This is a genomic window from Aquisalimonas lutea, assembly GCF_030409225.1.
GTDB classification, from domain to species: Bacteria; Pseudomonadota; Gammaproteobacteria; order Nitrococcales; family Aquisalimonadaceae; genus Aquisalimonas; species Aquisalimonas lutea.
Genome location: NZ_JAUFPK010000001.1, coordinates 1,074,304 through 1,095,993 on the forward strand (window position 1 = coordinate 1,074,304; position 21,690 = coordinate 1,095,993).

Here is a 21,690-nt window from a genome sequence, read left to right on the forward strand (position 1 = left end):
CGTGCTTCCGCGCGCCGCCATCGGTCTCTCAGTCCTGCGTCCGGGCGTCGCTGCCGGGGCGCGAGCGCCGCATGGCGATGCTGAGCAGGATCACCGGAATGATGCCGGCGACGACGATGGTCAGCGACGCCGTCGAGGCCTGGGACAGCCGCTCGTCCGAGGCCAGGTTGTGGGCGCGGATGGCCAGGGTGTCGAACCCGAACGGGCGCAGGATGACCGTCGCCGGCAGCTCCTTCATGACGTCGACGAACACGAGAATGGCCGCCGCCAGGAGGCTGCCGCGCATCATTGGCACGTGCACCCGGCGCAGCGTGCTCCCGGCGGACTGGCCCAGGGTGCGCGAGGCCGCGTCCATGCTGGTGGTCACGCGGCCGAGGCTGGCCTCGACGGCGTTATAGGACACCGACAGGAAGCGCGTGACGTAGGCGTAGATCAGCGCCGCCACGGAGCCGGTGAGGATGAGCCCCGGGGTGATGCCGAAGTTCTCGCGCATGAACACGTGCACGCGCTCGTCCACCCAGCCCAGCGGGATGAGAATGCCCACGGCGATCACCGAGCCGGGAATGGCGTAGCCCATGGATGCGATGCGTGCGGCGGTGGCGGTCACCGGTCCCGGGTTGAGGCGGACCCCGTAGGACAGGATCAGGGCCAGGGCGACGGCCAGCACGGCCGCGGTTGCCGCCAGGGTGAGGCTGTTGAAGATCAGTCCCAGGAAGCGCGGGCCCAGCAGCGGGTCGCCGTCCTCGATGGCCATGTGCAGCAGCAGCCCCGCCGGCACCAGGAAGCCGATGGTAACCGGAACGGCGCAGGCAGCGGTGGCGCCCGCCGCGCGGGGCCCCTGCAGATGGTACTCGGGCAGCTCGCGGTAGCGGCCGGAGGCCTGGGCGAAGCGCGCCTGACCGCGGGACCATCGCTCCAGCACCACCAGCACGATGACGAAGATCAGCAGGAAGGCGGCGAGCTGCGCCGCTGCCACCTGCTCGCCCAGCCCGAACCAGGTGCGGAAGATGCCGGTGGTGAAGGTGTCCACGCCGAAGAAGTGGACGGCGCCGAAGTCGTTGAGCGTCTCCATCAGCGCCAGCGCCAGCCCGCCGGCGATGGCGGGCCGGGCCAGGGGCACGGCGATGCGGAAGAACATGCGCCAGGGCCCCCGTCCCAGCGTGCGGCCGACGTCCAGGGCGCACACGGACTGCTCCAGGAACGCCGCCCGGGCCAGCAGGTAGACATAGGGATAGAGCACCAGCGCCATGAGGGTGATGGCGCCGCCCAGGGACCGGATATCGGGGAAATAGTAGTCCCCGGCGCCCCAGCCGAAGAGTTCCCGCAGCCAGGACTGAAACGGTCCGGCGAACTGCAGGAAATCGGTGTAGGCGTAGGCGATGACGTACGTGGGTACGGCCAGCGGCAGCAGCAGGGCCCACTCGAACAGCCGTCGCCCCGGGAAGCGGCACATGACCACCAGCCACGCCGTGCCGACGCCTATGACTGTGACCCCGGTGCCCACCCCCACCATCAGCGCCAGGGTGTTGGCCAGGTATCGGGGCAGTACCGTCGACGCCAGGTGGTCCCAGACGTCGCCCGCCGGCATCAAGGTATGGACCAGCACGGCCAGGATCGGCAGGGCAACCAGGGCGGCGATGGCGAGCGTTGCCAGGGCCCAGGCGTCGAGCCTCTGGCGCCCGGCGCGCAGCGCCGCGCGGGCCGGATCCATCACGTTCAACAGGACTCTCCGGGTTGGTGTTCACGCACGCGGGGACCGGCAACCGCCCGCCCCGGCGAGTATACTACCCGGCCGGGGCGCTTTTCAGCGCGGCAGATCCTCTTCGTCGCCCATGGCGAACAGTGAGGCGTTGCCCCCTGCGGCGGTGGTATCCACGGTGACCGTGCGCTCCGTGGCGAAGCGGTGCAGGTAACGCGGCCCGCCGGCCTTCGGCCCGGTCCCGGACAGCCCCTCGCCGCCGAAGGGCTGAACGCCGACCACGGCCCCGATCTGGTTGCGGTTGACGTAGAGGTTGCCGACCCGTGCGCGCTGCGCCACGCGCTCGGCGACCGCGTCGATGCGGCTGTGCAGGCCCATGGTCAGGCCGTAGCCGGTGTTGTTGATGGCATCGATGACCTGGTCCAGCTCCCGCCCGTTGTACCGCACCACGTGCAGAACGGGCCCGAAGTGCTCGGCCTCCAGGTCGTCGATGCCGTTGATCTCGAAGGCTATCGGGGGAACGAACGTGCCTTCCCGGGTTTCCGGGGGCAAGGGCGCCTCGCCGATGACCGGTGCCTGCCGGCGCATGGTCTCCACGTGGGCCATGAGGTTGTCCCGCGCCTCGGCGTCGATCACCGGGCCCACGTCCGTGGCCAGCCAGGCGGGGTCGCCGACGGTGAGCTCCTGCATGGCGCCGGCGAGCATCTCCAGCACGTGGTCGGCTACGTCCTCCTGGACGTACAGCACGCGCAGGGCGGAGCAGCGCTGGCCGGCGCTCTGGAACGACGAGATCAGCACGTCGCGGACCAGCTGTTCCGGCAGCGCCGTGGAGTCCGCGATCATGGCGTTCTGGCCGCCCGTCTCGGCGATGAGCGGGATGATCGGACCCTGCCGCTGGCTCAGCGTCTGGTTGATGCGCCGGGCGGTAGCCACCGATCCGGTGAAGGCCACACCGCCGATGCGCTCGTCGGCCACCAGGCGGCCGCCGATCTCCCCGGCACCGGGCAGCAGCTGCAGGGCTTCCGGCGGCACTCCGGCCTCGTGCAGAAGCTCGGCGGCCCGGGCGCCGATCAGGCTGGTCTGCTCGGCCGGCTTGGCGACCACGGTGTTGCCGGCGACCAGGGCGGCGGTCACCTGGCCGGTGAAGATCGCCAGAGGGAAGTTCCAGGGGCTGATGCACACGAACACCCCGCGGCCGTGCAGCGCGATCTCGTTGCGCTCCCCGGTGGGCCCGGGCAGCGGCATCGGGGCGCCGAAATCCAGCCGTGCACGCTGGGCGTAGTAGCGGCAGAAGTCCACGGCCTCGCGCACCTCGGCCACGGCGTCGGGGATCCCCTTGCCCGCCTCGCGCACGCACAGCGCCATGAGCTCGGCCATGTGGCGCTCCATCAGCCCGGCCACGCGCTCCAGGCACTGGGCCCGCTCCTCCACGGGCGTGGCCGCCCAGCCGGGTGCCGCGCGATGGGCCATGGCCACCGCCTCGTCCGCCTGCTCCGGTGTGGCCCAGGTCACCTCGCCGACGCGCTCGTCGGTACGGGCCGGGTTGCGCACCGGCTCCGCCTGCCCCGGCCGCGGGCGTCCACCGATGACCGGGGCCGCGTGCCAAGGCCCCCTGGCCGCCTCATCCATGGCCTGGCCCAGGGGCTCGATGCTGAGGTGGTCGGCGAGATTGACCCCCTTGGAATTGCGGCGCTGCTCGCCGTAGATATGCGCGGGCAGGGGAATGCGGGGGTGCGGCTTGTTCTTGAGCCCCTGCACCGCTTCCACCGGGTCCGCGACCATTTCCTCCACCGGCAGCTTCTCGTCCTGGATGCGGTTGACGAAGGAGCTGTTGGCGCCGTTCTCCAGCAGGCGGCGAACCAGGTACGGGAGCAGCTCCTCGTGGCTGCCCACCGGGGCATAGATGCGCACCGGCCGGTGGCCTCGCCCGCGACCGACTATGGGCTCGTACAGCGCCTCGCCCATGCCGTGCAGGCGCTGGAACTCGTAGGGGGCGTCGCCGGCTTCCTGCATCACCCAGGCCAGCGTGTGGGCGTTGTGGGTGGCGAACTGCGGATAGATGCACTCGGCGCCCGCGCGCAGCAGCCGCCGGGCGCAGGCCAGGTAGGAGACGTCCGTGCTCACCTTACGGGTGAACACCGGGTACTCCGGGTGGCCGCCTTCCTGGGCGCGCTTGACCTCGCTGTCCCAGTACGCGCCCTTGACCAGCCGCACCATGAGCCGGCGGTCGTGGCGCCGGGCCAGGTCCGCGAGCCAGTCGATGAGCGGCGCCGCGCGCTTCTGGTAGGCCTGCACGGCCAGGCCGAAACCGTCCCAGCCCGACAGGCTGGCGTCGCCGGAGACGGCCTCGATGACGTCCAGGGAGATGTCCAGCCGGTCCGCCTCCTCGGCGTCGACACACAGGCCGATGTCCGCATCCCGGGCCAGCTCCGCGAGGTGGCCGAGGCGCTCGACGAGGATGTCGCGGCTGCGGTGGAACTGCCCCAGCTCGTAGCGCGGATGCAGGGCCGAGAGCTTCACCGAGATGCCGGGCCCGTCGAGGACGCCGCGGCCCTTGCCCGCCCGGGCGATGGCCTTGATGGCGTTCTGGTAGCTGGCGTAGTAGCGATCGGCGTCGTCCATGGTGCGGGCCGCCTCGCCCAGCATGTCGTAGGAGTGGCGGTAGCCCTGCTTCTCGTCTTCCCGGGCGCGCTTGATGGCCTCGTCGATGGTGCGGCCGATGACGAACTGCCGGCCCATGATGCGCATGGCCTGGCGGATGGCCTGGCGGATGACGGGCTCGCCGCTGCGCTGGACCATGCGGCGCACGGTGTAGGCGAGGTCGCGCGTGGAGCGCTCGTCGAAACGCACGACCCGGCCGGTCAGCATGAGCCCCCAGGTGGAGGCGTTGACGAAGATGGACTCGCTGTGGCCCAGGTGGGATTCCCAGTCGCCGGTGCTGATCTTGTCCTGGATCAGGCGGTCCGCCGTGGCGGAGTCCGGCACGCGCATCAGCGCCTCGGCCAGGCACATGAGCACGACGCCCTCCTTGCTCGAGAGGTCGTACTCGTGCAGCAGCGCGTCCACGCCGCCCTGGGAGACGCGGTTGTCGCGTACATGGTTGACCAGGCGTGCCGCCTCCCGGGCCACCGCCTCCTGCTGCGCGGGCTCGGTGGCAGCTTCCGCGGTGAGCTGATCCACCATGCGCGTCTCGTCCATGTGGTAAGCCTCGCGGATGGCCTGTCGCAGGGCGGTGGGGCGGGGACCGGGCGTGATGATCATGGGACAGCACCTCCGTCGGGGGCGGCGATGGCATCGCCGCCCCCATGGTTGCAAGCATCGGGGCGCCGGCAGGCCGTTGCGCCTACTCGTGGGCGCGCTCGAACTGGACGCGCAGGGCGGCCGACGGTCTCGGCCCGGTCACGCTGAACACCCAGACGGCCAATGCCGCAAGAATGAAGCCGGGCAGGATCTCGTAGACGTCGAAAATGCCGCCGGGGCCGCCGGACAGACCCTCCCAGACGATGACGGTCACCGCGCCGACGATCAAGCCGGCCAGGGCCCCGTTGCGCGTCATTTCCTTCCAGAACAGCGACAGGATGATCACCGGCCCGAAGGCGGCGCCGAAGCCGGCCCAGGCGTAGGCCACCAGGTCCAGCACCAGGCTGTCGTCGTCCATGGCCAGCAGCGTGGCGATGATGGCGACCCCGAGCACGGCCGCCCGGCCCACCCATACCAGCTCCCTGTCACTGGCGTCCTCGCGGATGAGGGCGCGGTAGAAGTCCGCGGTCAGGGCGCTGGACGAGACCAGCAGCTGGGAGTCGATGGTGCTCATGATGGCGGCCAGGATGGCGGCCAGGAGAATGCCCGCCACCCAGGGATTGAAAAGCACCTGGTTCATCATGATGAACGCCGCCTCCTGGTCGTCCAGCGGCGAGTCCGCGAACCAGGCCATGGCCACCATGCCGGTGAAAATGGCGCCGATCAGGGACAGCACCATCCAGGTCATGCCCACGCCCATGGCCCGCGGCATTTCGTCCTCGTTGCGGATGGCCATGAAGCGGGCCAGGATGTGCGGCTGGCCGAAATAGCCCAGGCCCCAGGCCAGCAGGGAGACCACGCTCAGGAACGTCATCTCGTGCCACACGGACAGGCGGCCGGGGTCGATCCCGGCCACGGTGCTGCTGACCTCGCCCCAGCCGCCGAAGCTGACGATGCCCACCGCAGGTACCAGCAGCAGGGCGCAGAACATGAGAATGCCCTGCAGGAAGTCCGTCCAGCTCACGGCCAGGAAGCCGCCCAGGAAGGTATACACGATGATGACCGCGGCACCCACGAACAGCGCGGTGTTGTAGTCCAGGCCGAAGGTGTTCTCGAACAGCGTCGCGCCGGCCACCATGCCGGAGGATGTATAGAAGGTGAAGAACACCAGGATCACCACCGCGGACGCCACGCGCAGGATGCGCGTGTCGTCCTCGAAGCGGCGCTCCAGGAAGTCCGGCAGCGTGATGGCGTCGTCGGCGATGACCGTGTGACGGCGCAGGCGCCGGGCGACGAACAGCCAGTTGAGCAGGGCGCCGACGGCGAGCCCCACCGCAATCCAGATCTGGTTCATGCCGGCGGCATACACGGCACCGGGGAGCCCGAGCAGCAGCCAGCCGCTCATGTCCGAGGCGCCGGCGCTCAGCGCGGTCACGCCGGGGCCCAGTCTGCGGCCGCCGAGGATGTAGTCGGACAGGTTGTTGGTTACCCGGTAGGCAAGCAGCCCGAAAAGCAGCATGACGACCAGGTAGAGAACGAAGGTAACCAGGGTGGCGACATTGAGTTCCGCTTCCATGACAGCCCCTTATGTGCCTGTGTCGTGCTTGTTGTTTGCCGTCCCGGTGTTCGGGTGGCTCGGCCCGCCGGACCCGCACACGCCGATCCAGTGTAGGGATAGCAGGCGCCGGGACCGGGCACAAGCGCCGATCGTGCTGCCGCCGACAGCGATCCGGCGGCGTGGATGATGGCCGCGTGGGGGTGCGGAGATTGAATTTCGTTTGAGTACGGGGTGGTGATGAACCGTGTGACGATGATTCCTCTGACACGGAGTTTATTCCTTAACACGTTGATGAAAAGGAAGATGAGGTCGTGAATAAGGGGGGTCGCCAGCAGGTGTGATATTCTTCCGTTCAGGGTTTGTATGACTGTTTTTCATATGGTGGCGGTTGCTACGCGCCCCGAGGCGGCATACCCTAGCGGGCTCGGCTCGCGGGTCACGGCGGCAACCAGCCCGGGCGCTGCCTGGCTGACCACGGTGTGCCCGGTCCGTATCGGGGGTTGTCGGGACGCTTCACTCCACGCCGTAGACAAGACGGAAAAGCCAACTGACAGGAGGGTTTGCGGCACCATGCTGCAACGAACGCCATTGCACGACCGGCACCAGGCCGCCGGCGCCAAGCTCGTGGATTTCGCGGGCTGGGAGATGCCGCTGAACTACGGGTCCCAGATCCGTGAGCACGAGCAGGTGCGCCGTGCCGCCGGCGTGTTCGATGTATCGCACATGGGCGTGGTCGACGTCAGCGGTCCGGGCGCGCTCGCCTATCTGCGATACGTTCTCGCCAATGATGCGGGACGGCTGAAAGAGCCCGGGCAGGCGTTCTATACCTGCATGCTGAACCACGACGGCGGCGTTCTCGACGACCTCATCGTCTACTATCTTTCGGAAGGGCGGTACCGGATCGTCGTCAATGCCGCCCGCCGCGAGGCGGATCTGGCCTGGCTGCGCGAGCAGGCCGGCGGGCAGGATCTGCGCATCCGCGAGCGAAGCGAGATGGCCATGATTGCCGTACAGGGTCCGCAGGCGGAAGCATGTCTCGGCCAGGCCGTGGACGCCCGTCTCGAGAACCGGCTGGCGGGGCTGAAGCCGTTCCGGGCAGCGGAGACCGGCGACTGGCTGGTGGCCCGCACCGGATATACCGGCGAGGACGGCTTCGAGATCATTCTTCCGGGCCGTTCCGCCCCGGACCTCTGGGACCATCTCACCGATGCCGGGGCGGTGCCCTGCGGTCTCGGGGCCCGGGACAGCCTGCGCCTGGAGGCGGGGCTGTGCCTGTACGGCCAGGACATGGATAGCGCTACCACGCCGCTGGAGGCGGCGCTGTCGTGGACGGTGGCCTGGAAACCGGAGGACCGCGATTTCATCGGCCGCGCGGCGCTGGAGGGCCAGCGTGCGGAAGGCCCGGCGCGCCGGCTGGTGGGCCTGGTGCTGGAGGGCCGCGGGGTCCTGCGGCACGGGCAGGCGCTGCACTCGGACAACGGTGGCGAAGGCGAGGTCACCTCCGGCGGCTACTCCCCGGTACTGGAGCGGTCCATTGCGCTGGCCCGCATTCCGGTCGGCGACGATGGTCCCTGGAGCGTCGACATGCGCGGGCGCGCTCTGGCCGTGCGCCTGGTCCGGCCGCCCTTCGTCCGCAACGGTCAGGCTTTCATTGATTGAACGACCCGCCCCGGGCGGGTCAGAAACCCAGGGGACGCAGACCAATGAGCAACGTACCCAGTGATCTGAAGTACGCCTCCTCCCACGAGTGGGTCCGCCAGGAAGACGATGGCACCGTCACGGTGGGCATCAGCGACCACGCCCAGGACTCCCTGGGTGACCTGGTGTTCGTGGAAACGCCCGAGATCGACGGCACCGTGGAGGCGGGCGAGGCCTGCGCCGTGGTGGAGTCGGTGAAGGCGGCGTCGGATGTCTACGCGCCGGTGGCCGGCACGATCGTGGACACCAACAGCCAGCTGCAGGACGCCCCGGAGCTGGTGAACACGGACCCCTACGGCGAGGGCTGGATCATGCGCATCCGCGTGGACGATCCCGATGCCCTGGAAGAACTCATGGACGCCGACGACTACGAGCACTTCATCGCCGAAGAGGACGAGGGGTGACGCCTGATTCTCCAACCAGGGTCGGATACTGCCATGCCGTTCATTCCCCATACTGACGAAGACATCCGCCACATGCTGGCGGAGATCGGCGTCGACAGCGTCAACGCGCTGTTCGACGAGATCCCCGAGGATCTCCGTGATCCGGGGCTGCCGCGGGTGCCCGCCGGCGTCTCGGAAATGGAGATCACCCGGGTCATGAACGAGCGCGCCACCGGGGACACCCTGGGGCCGTGCTTCGTGGGCGCGGGGGCGTATCGCCACCACGTGCCGGCCGCCGTGTGGGAGGTCACCACGCGGGGGGAGTACTACAGTGCGTACACGCCGTACCAGGCGGAGGCCAGCCAGGGCACCCTGCAGCTGATCTACGAGTACCAGAGCATGATGGCCGGCCTCATGGCCATGGACGCGTCCAACGCCTCTCTCTACGACGGCGGCTCGGCCATGGCCGAGGCGGTGCTCATGGCCGTGCGCGCCAATCGCAAGTCGAAATCCGGGCGCATCCTGGTGCCGGACACGGCCAACCCGCTCTACTGCGACGCCACGCGCACCATCGTGAGCAACCAGGGGCTGGTGCTGGAGAGCGTGCCCAGCGATCCATCCACCGGCGTCGTCGACCCGGCCACGCTGAAGAAGTGGGACGGCGAGGACATCGCCGCCCTGGTGGTGCCGCAGCCCAACTGGTTCGGGCGCCTCGAGGACGCGGCGGCGCTGACGGACTGGGCGCGGCGCAACGGTGCCCTGGTGATCGCGGTGGTCAACCCCACGGCCATGGCCGTCATCACCCCGCCCGGCGAATGGGGCGAGCAGGGGGCCGACATCGCCTGCGGCGAGGGGCAGCCCCTGGGGATTCCGCTGTCGTCCGGCGGCCCGTACTTCGGCTTCATGTGCTGCCGCAAGGCCTACGTGCGGCAGATGCCCGGGCGCATCGTCGGGCGGACCGTGGATCTCGAGGGCCGTACCGGCTATACCCTGACCCTTCAGGCCCGCGAGCAGCACATCCGGCGCTCCAAGGCCACCTCGAACATCTGCACCAACCAGGGGCTGATGGTCACGGCAGCGACCATGTACCTGGCGCTGCTGGGAGCGGAGGGCCTGGAACGGGTGGCCGCCCAGTGCCACGACACCACGCGCCGGCTCACCGAGCGGCTCACCGGGATCGACGGCGTAAGCCTGCGCTTCGACGGCCCCTATTTCCACGAGCGGGTCATCGAGCTGGACCGGCCCGCCGAGCCCGTGTTCCACCAGCTGGCCGCGCAGGGTGTGCTGGCGGGCTACCCGCTGGGCCGCCACGACAAGCGGCTGGCCAATGCGCTGCTGGTATGTGCCACCGAGACCGTCACCGAGGCGGACATGGATCGCTACGTGGACGCCCTGGGCCAGGCACTGGCCCGGGCGGCCTGATCAACGGGAGGTCTTGCCGTGACGCAGGAAGAACTGATTTTCGACCTGGGCCGTACCGGGCGGTACGCCCGCGCCCAGGCACCGGCGACCACCGCCGGGCTCAGCGACATCCCGGACGCGTTCCGGCGCAAGCGGCGCGCGACGCTGCCGGAAGTCTCGGAGCTGCAGGTGGTGCGCCACTACACGCGGCTGTCGCAGAAGAACTTCTCCATCGACACCCATTTCTACCCGCTGGGCTCGTGCACCATGAAGTACAACCCGCGGGCGTGTAACAGCCTGGCGATGCTGCCCGGCTTCCTGGACCGGCATCCCCATGCTCCCGACAGCACCGGGCAGGGCTTTCTCGCCTGCCTGTGGGAGCTCCAGGAGATGCTCGCGGAAGTGACCGGCATGCGCTCCGTGTCCCTGGCCCCCATGGCGGGGGCCCAGGGCGAGTTCACCGGGGTGGCCATGATCCGCGCCTACCACGTCGCCCGCGGCGACACGGAGCGCACGGAGATCCTGGTGCCGGACGCCGCCCACGGGACCAACCCGGCGACGGCGGTGATGTGCGGCTACAAGGTGCGGGAGATCCCCACCGCCGCCGACGGCGACGTCGACATGGAGGCCCTGCAGGAGGCCGTGGGGCCGCAGACCGCCGGGATCATGCTCACCAATCCCTCCACGGTGGGCGTGTTCGAGCGGCGCATCCAGGAGATCGCGGCGCTGGTCCACGATGCCGGCGGCCTGCTCTACTACGACGGCGCCAACCTCAACGCCATTCTCGGCAAGGCGCGGCCCGGGGACATGGGCTTCGACGTCATCCACATCAACCTGCACAAGACCTTCTCCACGCCCCACGGCGGCGGCGGTCCGGGCGCGGGTGCCGTGGGTGTCGGCGAGCGCCTGCTGCCGCATATCCCCGTGCCGCAGGTGGGCCATGACGACAACGGCTACCACTGGCGCGGCGAGGACGAGATCCCGCAGACCATCGGCCGGCTGTCGGCGTTCATGGGCAATGCCGGGGTGCTTCTGCGGGCCTACGTGTACGCGCGCATGCTGGGCAGCAACGGCATGGTCCGGGTCGCCGAGTTCGCCACGCTGAACGCCAACTACCTGATGAGCCGTCTGCGGGCCGAGGGCTTCCAGGTGTGGCTGCCGGAGCGCCGGGCCAGCCACGAGTTCATCGTCAGCCTCAAGTCCGAGGCCAAGGAGCTGGGCGTCACGGCGGGCGATTTCGCCAAGCGGCTGCTGGACCTGGGCTACCACGCGCCCACGGCCTATTTCCCGCTGCTCGTGCCGGAGTGCTTTCTCATCGAGCCCACGGAGACGGAGACCCGGGACGACCTGGAGGGCTTCGTGCAGGCCATGGTGACCATCCGCGAGGAGGCGCGCCAGGACAAGGATTTCGTCAAGGGGGCACCCTACAACATGCCCGTGCGCCGCCTGGACGAGGTCAAGGCGGCCAAGGAGCTCGACCTGAAATGGCAGGGCGACGCCGGCTGAGCCGGCGCCGCCTCCCCCTGAGGGACGCATCGACTCGCCCCGCGGCCCGCTGCCCGCCGATTGCGGCGCGGGCCGCAGGGTTGCGCGCACGAGGATGCACCGCAGGGGTCGGTTTTCATCAGCAATAGGGAGAGATCCTCCATGACCGCATTGATCAGCGGCTCGGTCGCGTTCGACACCATCATGGTCTTTCGCGACCGCTTCAAGAATCACGTGCTGCCCGAGCAGGTGCACATTCTCAACGTGGCCTTCCTGGTGGACGAGCTGCGCCGGGAGTATGGCGGCTGCGCCGGCAACATCGCCTACAACCTGACGCTTCTCGGCGAGCGCGGTCTGCCCCTGGCCACGGTGGGCAAGGACTTCGGCAGCTACGCCGACTGGATGAAGGACTGGGGCGTGCCGCAGACCTACGTGCGCCAGTATGACGACCACTACTGCGCCCAGGCCTACATCACCACGGATCTGGACGACAACCAGATCACCGCATTCCACCCGGGCGCCATGAACCTGGCCCACGAGGTGAAGGTTCCCACCAACGAGAACGCCAAGATCGGCATTGTCGCGCCCAATGGCCGTGACGGCATGATCGCCCATGCGGAGCAGTTCGCCGACGCCGGCATCCCGTTCATCTTCGATCCGGGTCAGGGCCTGCCGATGTTCGACGGCAAGGAGCTGCTGGACTTCGTCAACAAGGCGACCTACATGACGGTCAACGACTATGAGTCCCGCATGGTCCAGGACCGCACCGGCCTGAGCATGGAAGAGCTGGCCAAGCGGCTCGACGCGCTCATCGTCACCCGCGGCGGCGAGGGCTCGGACATCTACACCAACGGCGAGACCATCCACGTGGAGGCGGTCAAGCCCGAGGACATCCTCGACCCCACGGGATGCGGCGACGCCTATCGCGCCGGGCTGCTCTACGGCCTGCTGCACGACCTGGACTGGAAGACCACCGGCCAGATCGCGTCGCTCATGGGCAGCCTCAAGGTCGCCCGGTCGGGCACGCAGAACCACCATTTCACCCTGGAGCAGTTCCGGGGCTGGTACCGCAAGGCCTTCGGCTCGGACTTCTGAGGGCGTGGTCGCGGACCGGCGGTGCCGCACCGCCGGCCCGCGACCGGTGATCGGTATATCGTCGGGGCTGAAGCCCCTCCCACAGCAGTCGCCGACGGATGCACCCAGGCGGGGCACTGTTGTGGGAGGGGCTTCAGCCCCGATTGTCGTCCGGCGGCTGGCGCCTTACAGCCACTCGGCCGGCATGGCGCCCACCGCGTCGTCCCCCGCCAGGACGGCCGGCAGCAACGCCGGTGCCCGGGGCAGGATGTGCTGGGCGTAGAACCGCGCCGTGACCAGCTTGGCCTCGTAGAATTCCTTTTCGGGCGAGCCCTGGTCCAGCGCCGCCCGCGCCACCAGGGCCGAGCGCGCCAGCAGGGCGCCGCCGCAGACGTAGCCGGCCATCATCAGGTACGGCACCGCCCCCGCAGCCGTCGCACCGGGGTTCTCTCCGTGGGTCCGGACCACGGAGTTGGCCGCCTCGCGCAACGCCTGGATGCCCGTGTCCAGGGGCTCGCGGATGGCCCGCACGCCGGAGTCGGCGCTGGCGTCCAGCTCCGCGGCGAGCCCCGCCATCTCGGTCAGCAGGGTCTGCATGGCCTCGCCGCCGTCGCGGTGGGTCTTGCGCCCGATCAGGTCGTTGGCCTGGATGCCGGTGGTGCCCTCGTAGATGGTCGTGATCCGCGCGTCGCGGTAGTGCTGGGCGGCGCCGGTCTCCTCGACGTAGCCCATGCCGCCGTGGACCTGGATGCCGATGCTGGTCAGCTCCTGGCCTACCTCCGTGCACCAGCCCTTGACGATGGGGATGAGCAGGTCCACCCGCGCCTGGTGCCGGGCGCGCTCGTCCGCGTCCGGGTGCCGGCGGCTCATGTCCATGGACCAGGACGCGGAGTAGCTCAGTGCCCGCATGGCCTCGATCTGCGAGCGCATGGTCAGCATCATGCGCTTGACGTCGGGGTGGTGGAGGATGCTCACCTTGTCGCTCCCGCTGTAGCCGGCCGGCGTGCCCTGGACCCGCTCGCCGGCGTACCACCGCGCCTGCTGGTACGCCCGCTCGGCGATGGCCAAGCCCTGGACGCCGACCTTGTGCCGGGCCTCGTTCATCATGGTGAACATGTGCGCCAGGCCCTTGCCCTCCTCACCCACCAGGTAGCCCACGGCGCCGCCGTTGTCGCCGTAGGACATGGTGCAGGTGGGGCTGGCGTGGATGCCGATCTTGTCCTCGATGCTCACGCAGCGTACGTCGTTGCGCTCACCCGGGTTGCCGTCGGCATCGGGCAGGAACTTGGGCACGATGAACAGGGAGATGCCCTTGACGCCGGCGGGGGCGTCCGGGGTGCGCGCCAGGACCAGGTGGACGATGTTCTCCGCGCAGTCGTGCTCACCCCAGGTGATGTAGATCTTCTGGCCCTGGATGCGGTAGTGATCGCCTTCCGGCGCGGCCCGGCAGCGCACGGCGGCCAGGTCCGAGCCGGCCTGGGGCTCGGTGAGGTTCATGGTGCCGGTCCACTGTCCGGTGACCAGCTTCGGCAGGTAGGTCGCCTTCTGCTGCTCCGAGCCGTGGGAGAGCAGCGCCTCGATGGCGCCCGCCGTGAGCAGCGGGCAGAGCGCGAAGCTCATGTTCGCCGACTGCCACATCTCCTGGGTGGCGGTGGCGACGAACTCGGGCAGGCCCTGGCCGTCGTAGTCCGGCGGGCAGGGCAGGGCGTTCCAGCCGGCGTCGACGTATTGCCGGTAGGCGTCGGCGAAGCCGTCCGGCGTGGTGACGGCGCCGTCGTGCCACTGCGAGCCGGCCCGGTCACCGGGCTGGTTCAGCGGCGCCAGCACGCCGCCGGCGAAGCGCGCCGCCTCTTCGAGCACGGCGTCCACCAGTCCCGGCGTCGCCTCGTCGAAGCCCGGCAGGCGGGCGATGGGCTCGATGCCCAGGAGCTCCTGCATCACGAACTTCATGTCGCGGGTGGGGGCGTTGTAGTCAGTCATCGTCGCCATGTCTCCTGTTGGGTGTCGCGGCTCCATCCACGAACATACTGTGCCGTATGGTGATTTACCCTACCGGCTCCCGGGGAGGGAGTAAATGCGGCGCCCGCATGGCATTCCTCCGGAAAAGCTTAGTACACTCCGGCTTTTGCCAACGCGCCCGGGAGCCCGTCGTGTCGCTGATCCGCAAGTCCCACAAGCTCGCCGACGTCTGCTATGACATCCGTGGCCCGGTCCTGGAAGAGGCCCGGCGCCTCGAGGACGAGGGCCATCGCATCCTCAAGCTCAATATCGGCAACCCCGCGCCCTTCGGCCTGGAAACGCCGGACGAGATCCTCCGGGACGTCATCCGCAACCTGCCGGCGGCCCAGGGGTATTCCGATTCCCAGGGCATCTTCTCGGCGCGCAAGGCCATTATGCAGCACTGCCAGCAGCGCGGCATCGACGACGTGGCCCTGGAGGACATCTACCTGGGCAACGGCGTCAGCGAGCTGATTGTCATGGCTACGCAGGCGCTGCTCAACAACGGCGACGAGCTCCTGATCCCGGCGCCGGACTATCCGCTGTGGACGGCATCGGTGAGCCTCTCCGGCGGCCGGCCGGTGCATTACCTGTGCGACGAGGCCAACGGCTGGCAGCCGGATCTCGCGGACATGGAGGCGAAGATCAGCGAGCGCACCCGGGGCATCGTGGTCATCAATCCCAACAACCCCACGGGCGCGGTCTACAGCGAGGAGACCCTGCGGCAGGTGGTGGAGCTGGCCCGCCGGCACGACCTGGTGCTGTTCGCCGACGAGATCTACGACAAGATCCTCTACGACGGCGCCCGTCACGTGCCCCTGGCCCGCCTTGCCGGGGACTGCTTCTGCGTGACCTTCAGCGGCCTTTCGAAGAGCTACCGCGCCGCCGGGTTCCGGTCCGGCTGGATGGTCCTGTCCGGGGGCAAGGAACGGGCGGCGGACTACGTCGAAGGCCTGAGCATCCTGGCCTCCATGCGGCTGTGCGCCAACGTGCCGTCCCAGTTCGCGATCCAGACGGCCCTGGGCGGCTACCAGAGCATCGACGACCTGGTGGCCCCGGGCGGGCGCCTGCACGAGCAGCGCCAGCTCGCCTGGGAGCGGGTCAATGCCATTCCGGGGGTGTCCTGCGTGCAGCCCAGCGGGGCGCTGTACCTGTTCCTCCGCCTCGACCCCGATGTCTACCCGGTCAGCGACGACCGGCGCCTGGTGCTGGAGCTGCTGCGCCAGGAGCATCTGCTGCTGGTGGAGGGGACCGCGTTCAACTGGCCGAACCCCGATCATCTGCGGTTGGTATTCCTGCCCCACGTGGAGGACCTGGAGAAGGCGCTGGACAAGCTGGAGCGCTTCCTGCGCCGGTATCGCCAGGCCGCCTGACCCGGGCGCGGTCCGCCGTGCTCACGCGAACCCGGTACCCGCCTCATGTTTCGCTATGCGGAATATTCTTCCGATTTTGTTGCTCTGCACGATTGCGTTCCGGCCAGTGAGCGAATATACATGGTGGCATGCCGGCGTGCGCCGGCTTGCGGAGACCGCCCGAAGCGGCTCCGTGCCTGACAAAAAATCAATGACAATCAACGGAATCCGCACCGTTGCCTGGAGGAGAACATGAACCACCGACGCCGTATGGCCCGCGCCCTCGCCGGTCTCGCCGCCGCGGGCGCCATGACCGTGGCATCCCTTGCCAGTGCCCAGTCCGGTGATCCCATCCGGATCGCCTACATCGAGCCGCTGTCCGGTCCGTTCGCCAATGTCGGCGATGCCGGTCTGAAGCATTTCCGCTTCGCTGCCGACCGGATCAACGACGAGGGCGGCATCATGGGGCGGCCGGTCGAGATCGTGCCCATGGACAACAGCCAGAGCCCGTCGGAATCGGCGCAGCTCGTCCAGCGCGCGGCGGACCAGGGGATCCCGTTCGTCACCCAGGGCAACGGCTCCAACGTCGCCAGCGCCATCGTCCAGAGCGTCAACCGCAACAACCAGCGTAATCCGGACAATCGCCTCCTGTACCTGAACTATGCCGCGGTGGATCCGGCCCTGACCAACGAGAACTGCAGCTTCTGGCATTTCCGCTTCGACGCCGAGAGCCGCATCAAGATCGAGGCGCTGACCAACTACATGGCCGAGGAGGGAGAGGCCGAGAAGGTCTACCTGATCAACCAGGATTACTCCCACGGCCACGTGGTGGAAGAGCAGGCGCGCCAGATGCTCGCGGAGAAGATGCCCGACGTGGAGATCGTCGGCTCGGCCCTTCATCCCATCGGCCAGGTGCGCGATTTCGCCCCCTATGTCTCGCGGATCCGCCAGTCCGGCGCGGATACGGTCATCACGGGCAACTGGGGCAATGACCTGACCCTGCTGGTGGAAGCGGCCGACGACGCCGGCCTGGATGTCACCTTCCACACCTACTACGGCGGCGGCCTGGGCGTGCCGGCGGCTCTGGGTGAGGCAGGTGCCGGGCAGCTGACCCAGATCACGGAATGGCACGCCAACGTCAACGTCGACGAGGGCCACGATGAGTACCGCGAGTGGTACGAGGCCTTCGCCGAGCGCTACCCCGAGATCGACTGGTACTACCACCGCGTTTACAACCAGATGTACATGCTCAAGGCCGCCGTCGAGGAAGCCGGCACCACCGCCGCGGAGCCGGTGGCCCATGCCCTGGAAGGCATGGAGTTCGAGTCCCAGACCGGGACGGTGACCATGCGCGCCAAGGACCACCAGATCATCCAGCCCATGTACATCTCCGTCATGGATACCGACGTCACCTACGACGCCGAGAACTCCGGAGTCGGGTTCCGTACGCTGGCGAAGATCCCGGCCTCGGAGGCCACCGTCGAGAGCAGCTGCGAGATGGACCGGCCGTAATCCGGCTCCGGGTCGATCGCGGTATGCGCACCCCCGGCCCGATGGCCGGGGGTGCTTCAACCGGCAGCGAGCGGTGGTGGGACCTGCATGCTTGAGACAATCGTCTTTTCCCTTCTGAACGGCCTGCTCTACGGCATGCTGTTGTTCATGCTCTCCAGCGGGCTGACGCTCATCTTCGGCATGATGGGCGTGCTCAATTTCGCCCATGCCAGCTTCTACATGCTGGGCGCGTACTTCGCCTATACCATCGGCCTGTACACGGGGTTCTGGGTGGCCCTGTTCCTGGCGCCCGTGGCCGTGGGGCTCATCGGCGCGGCCGTGGAGCGCTTCGGGCTGCGCCAGGTGCACCAGTTCGGTCACGTGCCCGAGCTGCTGTTCACCTTCGGCCTCGCCTACGTGGTCGAGGAGCTGGTGCGGCTGTTCTGGGGCAACGTTCCCATGGACTACCGGGTGCCCGAGGCCCTGGACTTTCCACTGTTCTCGCTATTCGGGACGAACTATCCGGCGTTCCGCGCCTTCGTCCTGGTGGTCGCGGTGGTCATGTTCATCGGCCTGTGGGTGCTGCTCAAGCGCACGCGCGCAGGACTGATCATCCAGGCGTCGCTGTCGCGGCCGGACATGGTCTCCGCCCTGGGGCACAACGTCCCGCAGGTGTTTACCTGGGTATTCGCCTTCGGCACGGGCCTGGCGGCTCTCGGCGGCGTGGTCGGAGGCATCCAGCTCGTTACCGAGCCCGGCATGGCGTTCATGATGGGCCCCATCGTGTTCGTCGTGGTGGTGGTCGGCGGCCTGGGCTCCATCCAGGGGGCGCTGATCGCTTCCGTTCTCATCGGCGTACTGCAGACGTTTGCGTTGTCCGTGGACTGGTCGCTTGCGGAGCTGGGCGCCCTGTTCGGCTATGCGGTATCGCAGGAGAGCTTCTTCGCCACCCTCTGGTACCTGGATACCACGCGCATCGCACCGATTCTGCCGTACCTGTTGCTGGTGCTGATGCTGATATTCCGCCCGCGCGGCTTGATGGGGAAGCGTGAAACATGAGCGCATCACAGACCAACGCCCGCGCCCTGGCCGACACTCCTGTCGCACGCGTGTGGCTCCAGCGGGCCGGGCCCTGGCTGGTGGCCGCGGTCATCGCCCTGGCCGTACCGCTGTTCATGCATTCCAGCCACGCCCTGACCATGCTCAGCCATATGGGGGTCATGGTCATCTTCGCCCTGTCCTACAACATGCTGCTGGGCAATACCGGCCTGCTGTCGTTCGGCCATGCGGTCTACTTCGGGCTGGGCGGCTACATGGCCATGCACATGCTGCGCTACATCGAGGCCACGGGATTCGGGCTGCCCCTGGAGCTCGTGCCCCTGGTGGGTGCCGCCGGCGGGCTGCTGTTCGGCCTGATCTTCGGTGCCGTGTCCACCCGCCGCGCCGGCGTGGTCTTCGCCATGATCTCGCTGGGCATCGGCGAGCTGGTCTCCTCCAGCTCGCTCATGTTCACCGGGTTCTTCGGCGGCGAGTCGGGGCTGTACGGCAATCGTACCGTGCCGGCGTCCCTGGTGGGGGCGGAGTACAGCTCGGGGCTGAGCACATACTACCTGGTCGCCGTATGGGCATTCATCGCCGCCCTCGCCATGTACCTGCTGCGCAAGACGCCCCTGGGCTGGATGGCCAATGCCGTGCGCGACAACCCGGAGCGGGCCCAGTTCGTGGGCTACAGCCCGCAGATGGTGCGTTTCTTCCAGTTCGTGCTGGCGTCGTTCTTCGCGGGGCTCGCCGGCGGCCTGTTCATCATCGTCGACGAGATCATCACCGCCGAGACCGTCGGCATGGTGCAGTCCGGCGTGGTGCTGCTCAGCGCCTACATCGGCGGCATCCTGGTATTCATCGGGCCCGTGGTGGGGGCGATCCTGGTGGTGTTTCTCGAAAGCGAGCTCTCCGCGATCACGAACGCCTGGCTGCTGTACTTCGGCCTGCTGTTCGTCGCCGTGGTGATGTTCGCGCCCCAGGGCCTGGCCGGGCTCGCCCTGCAATGGTACGGCGCCTGGCGGGCCGGCGACTGGCGCGGCTCGGTGGCCGCGCGGCTGTACGCTGCCGGGTCGATGCTGGTTGCGTTCCTCGGGCTGGTGGCGGTCATCGAGATGGCGTATCACCTGTTCCAGCACTGGAACCCGGAACAACCCATGGGGCTGTTCATGTTCACGGTCAATGTCACCAATGCGCTCCCGTGGCTGCTCGCCTTTGCCGTGCTGGCTGCCGGCATCGCGGTTTTCATCTTCCATGCCCGGCCAGTGATGCAGCGGGCCATTCATGCCTCCGGGGGTGACCGATGAGTGATCACACGGCCCTGGCCCTGCACGGGCTGACCAAGGATTTCGGCCGAGCCAAGATTATCCGCGGCGTGGACCTGGACGTCCCCCGCGGCGAGCGGCATGTCATCATCGGTCCCAACGGTGCCGGCAAGTCGACCCTGTTCAACCTGATCAGCGGGCGCATGGAGCCGACCTCGGGGGCCATCGAGCTGTTCGGGCGGGGTATCGGCGGCCTTCCCCCGCACCGGATCAACCGCATGGGCCTGAGCCGCAGCTTCCAGGTCACCAACCTGTTCCAGAACATGACGGTGATGCAGAACCTGCGATGCGCCCTGCTCTGGTCCCGCGGCCACGGGTATGCATTCTGGAAGCTGGTGAACGCGCAGCCGGACGTCACGGCCCGTGCGGAAGAGCTCATGGAACGGCTGAACCTCACCGCCAAGCGCGATGTTCAGGCATCGCTGCTCACCTATGCCGAGCAGCGGGCGCTGGAGATCGGCGCCACCATCGCCTCGGGGGCGGAGGTCCTGCTTCTGGACGAGCCCACGGCCGGCATGAGCCGGAGCGAGGCGGATGCCATGGTGGAGCTGATCCGGGAGATCACCCAGGACTGCACCTTGGTTCTGGTGGAGCACGACCTGGGCGTGGTGTTCAATCTCGCCGACCGGATCACGGTGCTGGTCTACGGCGAGGTGATCGCCAGTGATGTCCCCGAGGCGGTTCGCGCCAACGCCGCGGTCCAGGAAGCCTATCTCGGCACGGAGGTGCACTGATGCTGGCCACCCGGGAGCTGAACGCCTACTACGGCAAGTCCCATGTCCTGCGCGGCGTGTCCATGGAGGTCGGCGCCGGCGAGATCGTCAGCCTCGTGGGCCGTAACGGTGTGGGGCGCTCGACGCTGTGCAAGTCGGTAATGGGGATCGTGCCCCCGGTGGGCGAGGTCCATCTCGACGGCCGGCGGATCACCGGACAGCCCGCTCATCGTATCTGCCACTTCGGGCTCGGCTACGTACCGGAGGACCGCGCCATCTTCCCCGGGCTCTCGGTTGCCGAGAACCTGGAGCTCGGGGTCAAGCGCAGCCGCGGCAGCCGCAGCGGCCGCTGGGGCTATCGCCAGGTGTTCGAGCGCTTCCCCCAGCTGGAGCAGCGGCGCGATACGCCGGGCGAAGCCCTGTCCGGGGGCGAGCAGCAGATGCTCACCATCGCCCGTACGCTCATGGGCAACCCCCGCTGCATCATGGTGGACGAGCCCACGGAGGGGCTGGCGCCGCGCGTCGTGACCGAGCTCTCGGAGCTGCTGCAGGAGCTTGCCGCGGACGGGCTCGCGGTGCTTCTGGTGGAGCAGAAGCTCAGCATTGCGCTGAACATCTCCCATCGCCTGTACGTCATGGGCGACGGCCAGATCGTCTTTGACGGGACACCGCAGCAGCTGCAGGATTCCCCCGAGATCCGCCGGGAGTGGCTCGAGGTCTGAATGACCTGGCGACGGTATTTTGCCTACGGTTCCAACATGCTGGTGGCGCGGCTGCGCGAGCGCACGCCGTCGGCCCGCCTTGTCGGCGCGGCGTCGCTTGCCGGGCACAGCCTGCATTTCCACCACGTGAGCCGCCAGGACGGCACGGCCAAGTGCAACATCGCGGCATGCGAGGGGGAGGTGGTCCACGGTGTCGTCTACGACGTCCATGCCAGCGAGCAGCCGGTGCTGGATCGTGCCGAGGACCTGGGGCGTGGTTACCATATCGAGGAGCGGCAGGTTCTGCTCGGCGCCGATTCCGTATCGGTGTTCTGCTACGTTGCGGTCCCCGGCACCATCGACGACAACCGCCAGCCGTTCCGCTGGTACCGCGATATCGTGCTCGCCGGAGCCCAGGAGCACGGCTTCCCGTCGGGCTATGTGGCGCGTATCGCCCGGGAGCCCGTGATCGAGGATCCCGACGCGGAGCGGGCCGCCCGCCACGCGGCGCTCCTTGCGGCTGCCGATTGATTT

General features: G+C 68.4%; 16 protein-coding genes. 12 read left to right on the forward strand and 4 right to left on the reverse strand.

Annotation, left to right across the window (positions count from 1 at the left end; genetic code table 11):
• Positions 1–28 precede the first annotated feature (28 nt).
• From QWY84_RS05085 to putP, 3 genes are all read right to left on the reverse strand, one after another.
• Positions 29–1,711, reverse strand: a complete 1,683-nt coding sequence (locus QWY84_RS05085) for an ABC transporter permease (RefSeq protein WP_290202683.1) — start codon at positions 1,709–1,711, stop codon at positions 29–31.
• A gap of 93 nt (positions 1,712–1,804) precedes the next feature.
• Positions 1,805–4,960, reverse strand: coding sequence for a bifunctional proline dehydrogenase/L-glutamate gamma-semialdehyde dehydrogenase PutA (gene putA, locus QWY84_RS05090; protein ID WP_290201366.1), 3,156 nt, complete (start codon positions 4,958–4,960; stop codon positions 1,805–1,807).
• Positions 4,961–5,042: 82 nt separating this feature from the next.
• Positions 5,043–6,515 (reverse strand): sodium/proline symporter PutP, encoded by a 1,473-nt coding sequence (gene putP / locus QWY84_RS05095; protein WP_290201367.1) that lies wholly within the window; start codon positions 6,513–6,515, stop codon positions 5,043–5,045.
• 552 nt (positions 6,516–7,067) lie between these two features.
• Between putP and gcvT the strand changes: the two genes are divergently transcribed.
• From gcvT to QWY84_RS05120, 5 genes are all read left to right on the forward strand, one after another.
• Positions 7,068–8,156 carry a glycine cleavage system aminomethyltransferase GcvT gene (gcvT, locus tag QWY84_RS05100; protein ID WP_290201368.1) on the forward strand — a complete coding sequence of 363 codons (1,089 nt, stop codon included), beginning with the start codon at positions 7,068–7,070 and terminating at the stop codon, positions 8,154–8,156.
• A gap of 44 nt (positions 8,157–8,200) precedes the next feature.
• A complete protein-coding gene (gcvH, locus tag QWY84_RS05105) occupies positions 8,201–8,599 on the forward strand; it encodes a glycine cleavage system protein GcvH (RefSeq protein ID WP_290201369.1) in 399 nt (132 codons plus the stop codon).
• Between the two features lie 33 nt (positions 8,600–8,632).
• Positions 8,633–10,000 (forward strand): aminomethyl-transferring glycine dehydrogenase subunit GcvPA, encoded by a 1,368-nt coding sequence (gcvPA, locus tag QWY84_RS05110; RefSeq protein WP_290201370.1) that lies wholly within the window; start codon positions 8,633–8,635, stop codon positions 9,998–10,000.
• Positions 10,001–10,018: 18 nt separating this feature from the next.
• Complete coding sequence (gene gcvPB, locus QWY84_RS05115) at positions 10,019–11,485, forward strand: aminomethyl-transferring glycine dehydrogenase subunit GcvPB (RefSeq protein ID WP_290201371.1); 1,467 nt, start codon at positions 10,019–10,021, stop codon at positions 11,483–11,485.
• 141 nt (positions 11,486–11,626) lie between these two features.
• On the forward strand, positions 11,627–12,559 hold the full coding sequence (locus QWY84_RS05120) for a carbohydrate kinase family protein (RefSeq protein ID WP_290201372.1): 933 nt from the start codon (positions 11,627–11,629) through the stop codon (positions 12,557–12,559).
• A 165-nt stretch (positions 12,560–12,724) separates the two neighbouring features.
• Here QWY84_RS05120 and QWY84_RS05125 read toward each other — a convergent pair whose 3' ends face one another.
• The gene (locus QWY84_RS05125; protein WP_353959869.1) at positions 12,725–14,527 is read right to left on the reverse strand and encodes an acyl-CoA dehydrogenase; all 1,803 of its coding nucleotides are present in this window, start codon (positions 14,525–14,527) and stop codon (positions 12,725–12,727) included.
• A gap of 161 nt (positions 14,528–14,688) precedes the next feature.
• Between QWY84_RS05125 and QWY84_RS05130 the strand changes: the two genes are divergently transcribed.
• From QWY84_RS05130 to QWY84_RS05160, 7 genes are all read left to right on the forward strand, one after another.
• Positions 14,689–15,909, forward strand: coding sequence for a pyridoxal phosphate-dependent aminotransferase (locus tag QWY84_RS05130; protein WP_290201373.1), 1,221 nt, complete (start codon positions 14,689–14,691; stop codon positions 15,907–15,909).
• 231 nt (positions 15,910–16,140) lie between these two features.
• Entirely contained in the window at positions 16,141–17,400 is a 1,260-nt protein-coding gene (locus QWY84_RS05135) for a branched-chain amino acid ABC transporter substrate-binding protein (protein ID WP_290201374.1), read from the forward strand.
• Between the two features lie 87 nt (positions 17,401–17,487).
• Positions 17,488–18,438 carry a branched-chain amino acid ABC transporter permease gene (locus QWY84_RS05140; protein WP_290201375.1) on the forward strand — a complete coding sequence of 317 codons (951 nt, stop codon included), beginning with the start codon at positions 17,488–17,490 and terminating at the stop codon, positions 18,436–18,438.
• On the forward strand, positions 18,435–19,724 hold the full coding sequence (locus tag QWY84_RS05145) for a branched-chain amino acid ABC transporter permease (RefSeq protein WP_290201376.1): 1,290 nt from the start codon (positions 18,435–18,437) through the stop codon (positions 19,722–19,724). The genes QWY84_RS05140 and QWY84_RS05145 overlap by 4 nt, the downstream gene beginning before the upstream one ends.
• Positions 19,721–20,476, forward strand: a complete 756-nt coding sequence (locus QWY84_RS05150) for an ABC transporter ATP-binding protein (RefSeq protein ID WP_290201377.1) — start codon at positions 19,721–19,723, stop codon at positions 20,474–20,476. Before QWY84_RS05145 ends, QWY84_RS05150 begins: the two co-directional genes overlap by 4 nt.
• Complete coding sequence (locus QWY84_RS05155) at positions 20,476–21,177, forward strand: ABC transporter ATP-binding protein (protein WP_290201378.1); 702 nt, start codon at positions 20,476–20,478, stop codon at positions 21,175–21,177. Before QWY84_RS05150 ends, QWY84_RS05155 begins: the two co-directional genes overlap by 1 nt.
• Positions 21,178–21,687 carry a gamma-glutamylcyclotransferase family protein gene (locus tag QWY84_RS05160; RefSeq protein WP_290201379.1) on the forward strand — a complete coding sequence of 170 codons (510 nt, stop codon included), beginning with the start codon at positions 21,178–21,180 and terminating at the stop codon, positions 21,685–21,687. It begins immediately after the preceding gene.
• Positions 21,688–21,690 lie beyond the last annotated feature (3 nt).